This window comes from Microbacterium sp., from assembly GCF_031178525.1.
In the GTDB taxonomy this organism is placed as follows: domain Bacteria; phylum Actinomycetota; class Actinomycetes; order Actinomycetales; family Microbacteriaceae; genus Microbacterium.
This window is the reverse complement of the sequence record NZ_JAPSJA010000142.1, coordinates 1-6,483: the sequence shown is the minus strand read 5'-3', so window position 1 is coordinate 6,483 and position 6,483 is coordinate 1. Positions and strand designations below refer to the sequence as shown.

Genomic DNA, 6,483 nt, shown 5'->3' with positions numbered 1-6,483 from the left:
GGATCGGCGATGTCCTCGATGAGGGCCGATCAGGCGAGGCGCGTGGCGAGCTCGTCGATCATGTCGGGACGGAAGCCCGACCAGTGGTCCTCGTCGGTCACGACGACCGGAGCCTGCATGTAGCCGAGGGCCTTGACCTGCTCGAGCGCAGCCGGATCCTGCGAGAGGTCGACGACCTCGTAGTCGATGCCCTTCGAGTCGAGCGCGCGGTACGTGGCCGTGCACTGGACGCAAGCAGGCTTGGTGTAGACCGTGATCGCCATGACGCTTCTTCCCCTTCAAACCGTCTCAGACTCGGCGGACCTCCGCCGGGACCTCAATACTACATATGGGTGCAGACATTCCGGGGCACCACTAGGGCTAGTAGTTACACGGTTGTCATTTTCCACCGTTGTCCACCGCTCCCCCACAGGCCTCTCCACCGATCCATCCACAGCCGAGCGGTCGGGTGAGGGCCCGGTCGAGGCCGGAAATCGCGGTTCCCGGAGGAAGCGGATCGACCTCTCCACAGGTACAACGCTAGGAGGGGCCTCTGACATCCCACAGGCTGTGGATCCGGCCCTCCCGGCGTGTCGCGGCGTGTCGCGCTCGGGTCGGATTCGAGCCCTCACGCTCCCCGCTCACGACCCCGCCCGGCCCTGCGCACGCCCGGCGGAACGGCCTCCGAGCGATAATCTGGAGGGATGTCGTCCTACCGTGAGCTCGCACGCACTTCGGGCGTCGTCCGCATCATCGCCGCGCAGCTGACGGCGCGGTTCCCGTCGGGGATGGTCAGCCTCGGCATCCTCATCCACGTCGAGCACCTGACGCATTCGTACGGCGCGGCGGGCACCGTGCTCGCGGCGATGTCGATCGGCCAGGCCGTGTCGGGTCCGATCACCAGCCGCTGGATGGGCCGCTGGGGCATGCGTCCCGTGCTGTCCGCGCTCACGCTCATCTACGCCGCGACGATCGCGGTCGTCGCCGTCGTGCCGCTCCCCGTCCCCGTGCTCGTCGCTCTGGGTCTGCTCGCGGGCCTGTCGACACCGCCCGTGCAGTCGGCCGTGCGCACGATCTACCCCAAGCTCGTCAACTCGCGTCAGCTCACGGCGCTGTACTCGCTCGACGCCTCGCTGCAGGAGCTCATCTGGGTCGCGGCACCCGTGCTCGTGACGTTCCTCGCGCTGCAGGTGTCCTCCGTGCTGGCCCTGCTCGTCATCTCGGGCGTCGCGCTCGCCGGCGGCGCGTGGTTCATCTTCTCCCCCGAGGTCGGCCGGGTGCGGATCCCTCGCAGCCGCTCGTCGTTCGGACGCGTGCTGCGCAAGCCCACCGTGCTGCTGACCACCGCGATCGGCGTGCTGTTCATCGGATCGACCGCCGCGGTCGAGGCCGGCATCGTCGCGACCTTCGGCGAGGGCGGGGTGGAGTCCGGGCTGGTGCTCGCGGCATACGCGCTGGGCAGCCTGACGGGCGGGCTCGGCTCGGGCGGCATCCCGATGAGCCCGTGGTCGACGGCACGACGCCTCGTGATCGTGGCGATCGGCAGCGCGCTCACGCTCGTGATGGTGACGAACCCGTGGTGGCTCGCGTTCGCGCTGTTCGTGGCGGGCGTCGGCTTCGCCCCCGCGCTGGCGACGATGCTCGCGAGCACGTCGGCGAGCGTGAAGTTCAGCGAGACGGCCGAGGCGTACGGCTGGATCAACACCGGTCAGCTGATCGGCGCCGCGCTCGGATCCATGGCGGCCGGCTTCGCGATCGACGGCACCGGTGCGCTCGGGGCCTATCTCGTGAGCATCGCGATGATCATCGGCGCGGCCGTCGTCGCCGCCGTCTTCCACCGCGGCTTCCCGGACCTGCGCGGCCGCGACGCCTCGCCCATCCCCGACACCGAGCAGCTCCCCGTCATCACCTGAGCCCGGCGCGGACCGCGCGACGGGCAATAGCCTGGTGCGATGACGCCCTCTCCCGTCTCGCTTCCCCGCATGCACTGGGGCGATCCGTCCTCCGGTCGCCGCGCGCTGCTCGTCCACGGCCTGGGATCGTCGGGAGCCCTGATGTGGCGCTTCGGCGTCGCGCTGGCCGACGCCGGATGGCACGCGAGCGCGGTCGACCTGCGCGGACACGGCGACGCGCCCCGGGCGCTCGACTACTCCGTCGCGGCGTACGCCGCCGACGTCGCGGGCACCCTGCCCGACGACGGCGGAGCCTGGGACGTCGTGATCGGCCATTCGCTGGGCGGCGCGGCGACCACCGTCGCGGCCGCGGATCATCCCGCGTGGACCCGGCAGGTGGTGCTGATCGATCCTGCGATCCTGGTGGACGAGCGCGATGCCGGCATCGTGCGCCGCAGCCAGGAGCGCGCGTTCGCCGACAACCGGATCCAGGCCGTGCGCAACGAGCATCCGCACTGGCACCCGCAGGATCTCGAGCTGAAGGTCGACGCCGTCACGCGAGCGAGCCGATGGGCCGTCGAGCAGACGAGCGCGCAGAACGCGACGTGGGACGTCCGGGACGCGGCGTCGCGCGTCACCGTGCCGCTGCACGTGATCGGCGCCGACCCGAAGGTCTACGCGCTGTTCACGGGCGCGACCGCCGACGACGTGCTGCGCAATCCGGCGATCTCCCTGTCGATCGTGACCGGTGCGGGGCATTCCCCGCACCGCGACAAGCCCGAGCAGACCATGCGGCGACTGCTGGAGGTGCTGGGCTGATGTCCATCGACGTCCGGGACATCCTGTCCGACGAGCTGATCGACCGGATCCGCTCGCGCGCCGCGCGCGTGGACGCCGACAACGTGTTCCCCGAGGAGGACCTCGCCGAGCTGCGCGAGGCGGGCTACCTGCGCGCGCTCGTGCCCGCCGACCGCGGCGGCTTGGGTCTGACGCTCGCGGAAGTCTCGCAGCTGCAGCAGAGGCTCGCGGAGGCCGCCCCGGCCACCGCGCTCGCGATCAACATGCACCTCGTGTGGACCGGCGTGGCGAAGGTCATGCAGGATCGCGGCATCGACGATCTCCGCTTCGTGCAGGAGGGCGCCGCCGCCGGCGAGGTGTACGCGTTCGGGATCAGCGAGGCCGGCAACGACCTGGTGCTGTTCGGCAGCGACACCGACGCTGCGCCTCTGCCCGACGGCTCCTACGCCTTCACCGGCAGGAAGATCTTCACGTCGCTGGGCCCGGTGTGGACGCAGCTCGGACTGCACGGGCTCGACACCACCTCGCCCGACGGACCGCACATGGTCTACGCGTTCGTGAGCCGAGACGAGCGGATCGTGACGCGCGACGACTGGGACACGCTCGGGATGCGTGGCACGCAGAGCCGCACGACCGAGCTGCACGGAGCGATCGCCCCGCCCCATCGCGTGGTGCGCCGCGTCGCTCCCGGCCCGAACCCGGATCCGATCGTGTTCGGCATCTTCAGCGTGTTCGAGTTGCTGCTCGCCTCCGTCTACACGGGCATCGCGCGCCGCGCGCTCGACCTCGCGGTCGGCGCGGCGCGGTCGCGCACGTCGAAGAAGACAGGCAGGACGTACAGCCAGGATCCGGACATCCGCCGGCGCATCGCCGAGATGGCGCTCGCGTACGACGCGCTGCCGCCGCAGCTGGCCGTGCTGTGCCACGACATCGACGAGCGCGCGGATCACGGGGCACGCTGGTTCTCGCTGCTGTCGGGCATCAAGCATCGTGCGACGGCGACCGCCAAGCGCGTCGTCGACGACGCCATGCTCGTGGCGGGGGGCTCGTCGTACTTCTCGTCGAACGAGTTGTCGCGGCTCTACCGCGACGTGCTCGCGGGCGCCTTCCATCCGTCCGACCCCGAGTCGGCACACGCCACGGTCGCGACGGCGTGGCTCGGGCCCGTGGAGAGCTAGGCGCTCAGCGCCCGTCGAAGTCGAAGGCGCGCAGCAGCTCGGCGACGGCCTGCTCGCGGTCCTCCTCCGCGCCGCTGTCGAACATGTGCGTCACATGGGTGCGCAGGTGGTTCTCGAGCAGCAGGCGGTTGAGCGACTCGAGTGAGCGCTGGATCGCGCGGGACTGCGTGATGACGTCCATGCAGTAGTCCTCGTTCTCGATCATCCGGCCGAGGCCGCGCAGCTGGCCCTCCAGGATCCGGGTGCGGTGCAGCGCGCGCTTCTGGATGTCTTCGATCACATCGTGAGGGTACCCCCTCCGGGTATGAGTCGGCTGCGGGGAAGACCGGCGAGCGAGAGCGAGGCGCGTGCGAGGATGACGGGCATGGCCACCGTCGATCTGCTCTCCCCCGCCGACCAGGAGCGACTGCGCGGCCTGCGCCGCATGAAGGCGGTCGCCCTCGGGGCGCTGCTGTTCATGGCGGTGCTGTTCGCGTTCGGATTCGCGCTGCAGGACCGGGTCACCGCGTTCGCCTACGTGCGGGCGGCGGCCGAGGGCGGAATGGTCGGCGCCCTCGCCGACTGGTTCGCGGTCACGGCGCTGTTCCGTCGCCCGCTGGGCCTGCCGATCCCGCACACCGCGATCATCCCGACGCGCAAGGACGAGATCGGTCGCAACCTCGGCGAGTTCGTCGAGACGAACTTCCTCGAGGCCGAGGTCGTGCGCACCAAGCTCGCGTCGACGCCGATCGCCGCGCGCCTCGGCGCGTGGCTGCGGCAGCCCGACCACGCCGAGCGCGTCGCGTCCGAAGGCGCGGCCGTGGCGCAGGGAGTGCTGCGCGCGCTCAGCGACGACGACGTGCAGGACGTCATCGAGACGCTCGCGCGCCGGCATCTGATCGAGCCGGGCTGGGGCGAGCCGATCGGCGGGTGGCTCGAGCGCGTGATCGACACGGGTGCGCACCACGCGGCCGTGGACCTCGCGGCCGAGACGGTCCAGGCATGGCTCGAGGCGAATCCCGAGGCCTTCCAGGGACTGGTGTCGCGGCGCCTGCCCTCGTGGGTGCCGTCGATCGCGCAGCGCCTCGTGGATCACACCGTGTACAACGAGGCGGTCGCGTTCGTCGGCGCGCTGCGCACGGATCCCGGGCATCCCGCCCGGCAGGCGATCGACGGCTACCTGCTGCGCCTCGCCCAGAACCTGCAGCACGACGACGCGACGCGCAGCCGACTCGAGCAGGCGAAGTCGACGCTGTTCGACAGCCCCGGCATCCGCCGTCTCGCCGCGGAGGCGTGGGGAGCGGCGAAGCAGGGACTGCTGCGCGAGCTCGAGCAGCCCGACAGCGCGCTGCGTGCGCGCCTGCGGGACGCCCTTGCCGAGGTGGGCGCGCGGCTGGAAGACGAGCCGGGGTTGCGCGCCCGCGTCGATACCTGGGTCACGGACGCGGCCGTGTTCGTCGTGGAGCGTTACCGGCATGACATCGCGTCGCTCATCAGCGACACCGTGGAGCGCTGGGACCCGCAGGAGACGACGACGAAGATCGAGCTGATGGTCGGGCGCGACCTGCAGTACATCCGGCTCAACGGCACGGTCGTCGGTGCGCTCGCCGGACTCGTGATCTTCACGGTCGCGCACGCGCTGCTGGGCTGACGGCGCCGGTCGAGCACCGCCTCAGTCGACGCGCTCGACCCGTCCGCCCGTGAGCCGGACGAGCTCTTCGAACGTCAGCGGGAAGACGGAGTGCGCGGTGCCGACCGCAGCCCACAGGCGCGGGTACGTCGAGAGGTGCTCGTCCACGATGGTCTCGATCCGCACCGGGTGTCCGGTCGGGGCGACGCCGCCGATCACCTGGCCGGTGGCCTCGAGCACCTGCTCCGCCTTCGCACGCCTGATCGCTCCCCGACCCAGGCGCTCCGCGAGCGCCGCGGTGTCGACGCGGTGGGCCCCGCTCGTCATCACCAGCAGCGGGCGCTCGTCGCACCAGAACACGAGGCTGTTGGCGATCGCACCGACCTCGACCCCGAGCGCCGCCGCCGCGAGGGCGGCCGTCGATGCGGCATCGGAGAGAAGGACGATCTCGCCGTCGATGCCGGCCTCGCGGAGGCGCTCGGCGACGGCGGCATTGCGGGGGTGGAGTTCGGCGGCTGACATGGGCGCCAGTCTACGAAAGGAGCCTTGCGCCGCGCGAAAGGGACAGAACCCCCGGGAAACGCAGAAGGGCCACCCGTCGTTGGGTGGCCCTTCTGTCTTAAAGGAAGTCCGGCGGTGTCCTACTCTCCCACAGGGTCCCCCCTGCAGTACCATCGGCGCTGAGAGGCTTAGCTTCCGGGTTCGGAATGTGACCGGGCGTTTCCCTCTCGCTATGACCGCCGAAACACTATCGATGTTTCGAACGTTTAGCACGCTGTGTAATTGTGCGTTGTTCTCGACCGTACATCGAGAACCACTCAGTGGACGCGAACGCTTCGCAGAAAGCGAGGTGTTATCAAGTCATCGGCTTATTAGTACCAGTCAGCTGCACACATTGCTGTGCTTCCACATCTGGCCTATCAACCCAGTAGTCTGGCTGGGAGCCTCTCACCCGAAGGTATGGAAGTCTCATCTTGAGGCCGGCTTCCCGCTTAGATGCTTTCAGCGGTTATCCATCCCGAACGTA

At 70.0% G+C, this 6,483-nt stretch carries 7 protein-coding genes and 2 rRNA genes; 4 read left to right on the top strand and 5 right to left on the bottom strand.

The window, feature by feature from the left end; genetic code table 11:
* Positions 1-29: 29 nt before the first annotated feature.
* Entirely contained in the window at positions 30-263 is a 234-nt protein-coding gene (gene nrdH / locus RIF89_RS09685; protein WP_203135930.1) for a glutaredoxin-like protein NrdH, read from the bottom strand.
* A gap of 420 nt (positions 264-683) precedes the next feature.
* On the opposite strand from nrdH, the gene RIF89_RS09680 reads away from it, so the two are divergent.
* Genes RIF89_RS09680 through RIF89_RS09670 form a run of 3 tightly spaced genes read left to right on the top strand, consistent with a single transcriptional unit; the run spans position 684 to position 3,847 of the window.
* Positions 684-1,892: an MFS transporter gene (locus tag RIF89_RS09680; protein ID WP_309068909.1), complete on the top strand. Its 1,209-nt coding sequence runs from the start codon at positions 684-686 to the stop codon at positions 1,890-1,892.
* A 39-nt stretch (positions 1,893-1,931) separates the two neighbouring features.
* The gene (locus tag RIF89_RS09675; protein ID WP_309068908.1) at positions 1,932-2,690 is read left to right on the top strand and encodes an alpha/beta hydrolase; all 759 of its coding nucleotides are present in this window, start codon (positions 1,932-1,934) and stop codon (positions 2,688-2,690) included.
* A complete protein-coding gene (locus RIF89_RS09670) occupies positions 2,690-3,847 on the top strand; it encodes an acyl-CoA dehydrogenase family protein (RefSeq protein ID WP_309068907.1) in 1,158 nt (385 codons plus the stop codon). The genes RIF89_RS09675 and RIF89_RS09670 overlap by 1 nt, the downstream gene beginning before the upstream one ends.
* Positions 3,848-3,851: 4 nt before the next feature.
* On the opposite strand, the gene RIF89_RS09665 is transcribed toward RIF89_RS09670, so the two are convergent.
* Positions 3,852-4,127 carry a metal-sensitive transcriptional regulator gene (locus RIF89_RS09665; RefSeq protein WP_309068906.1) on the bottom strand — a complete coding sequence of 92 codons (276 nt, stop codon included), beginning with the start codon at positions 4,125-4,127 and terminating at the stop codon, positions 3,852-3,854.
* Positions 4,128-4,202: 75 nt separating this feature from the next.
* On the opposite strand from RIF89_RS09665, the gene RIF89_RS09660 reads away from it, so the two are divergent.
* Positions 4,203-5,477 (top strand): DUF445 domain-containing protein, encoded by a 1,275-nt coding sequence (locus tag RIF89_RS09660; RefSeq protein ID WP_375294464.1) that lies wholly within the window; start codon positions 4,203-4,205, stop codon positions 5,475-5,477.
* Between the two features lie 21 nt (positions 5,478-5,498).
* Here RIF89_RS09660 and RIF89_RS09655 read toward each other — a convergent pair whose 3' ends face one another.
* From RIF89_RS09655 to RIF89_RS09645, 3 genes are all read right to left on the bottom strand, one after another.
* Positions 5,499-5,978 carry a YbaK/EbsC family protein gene (locus RIF89_RS09655; RefSeq protein WP_309068904.1) on the bottom strand — a complete coding sequence of 160 codons (480 nt, stop codon included), beginning with the start codon at positions 5,976-5,978 and terminating at the stop codon, positions 5,499-5,501.
* A 106-nt stretch (positions 5,979-6,084) separates the two neighbouring features.
* Positions 6,085-6,201: ribosomal RNA gene (gene rrf, locus RIF89_RS09650) — 5S ribosomal RNA — on the bottom strand.
* Between the two features lie 107 nt (positions 6,202-6,308).
* Positions 6,309-6,483: ribosomal RNA gene (locus tag RIF89_RS09645) — 23S ribosomal RNA — on the bottom strand; the annotation flags it as partial.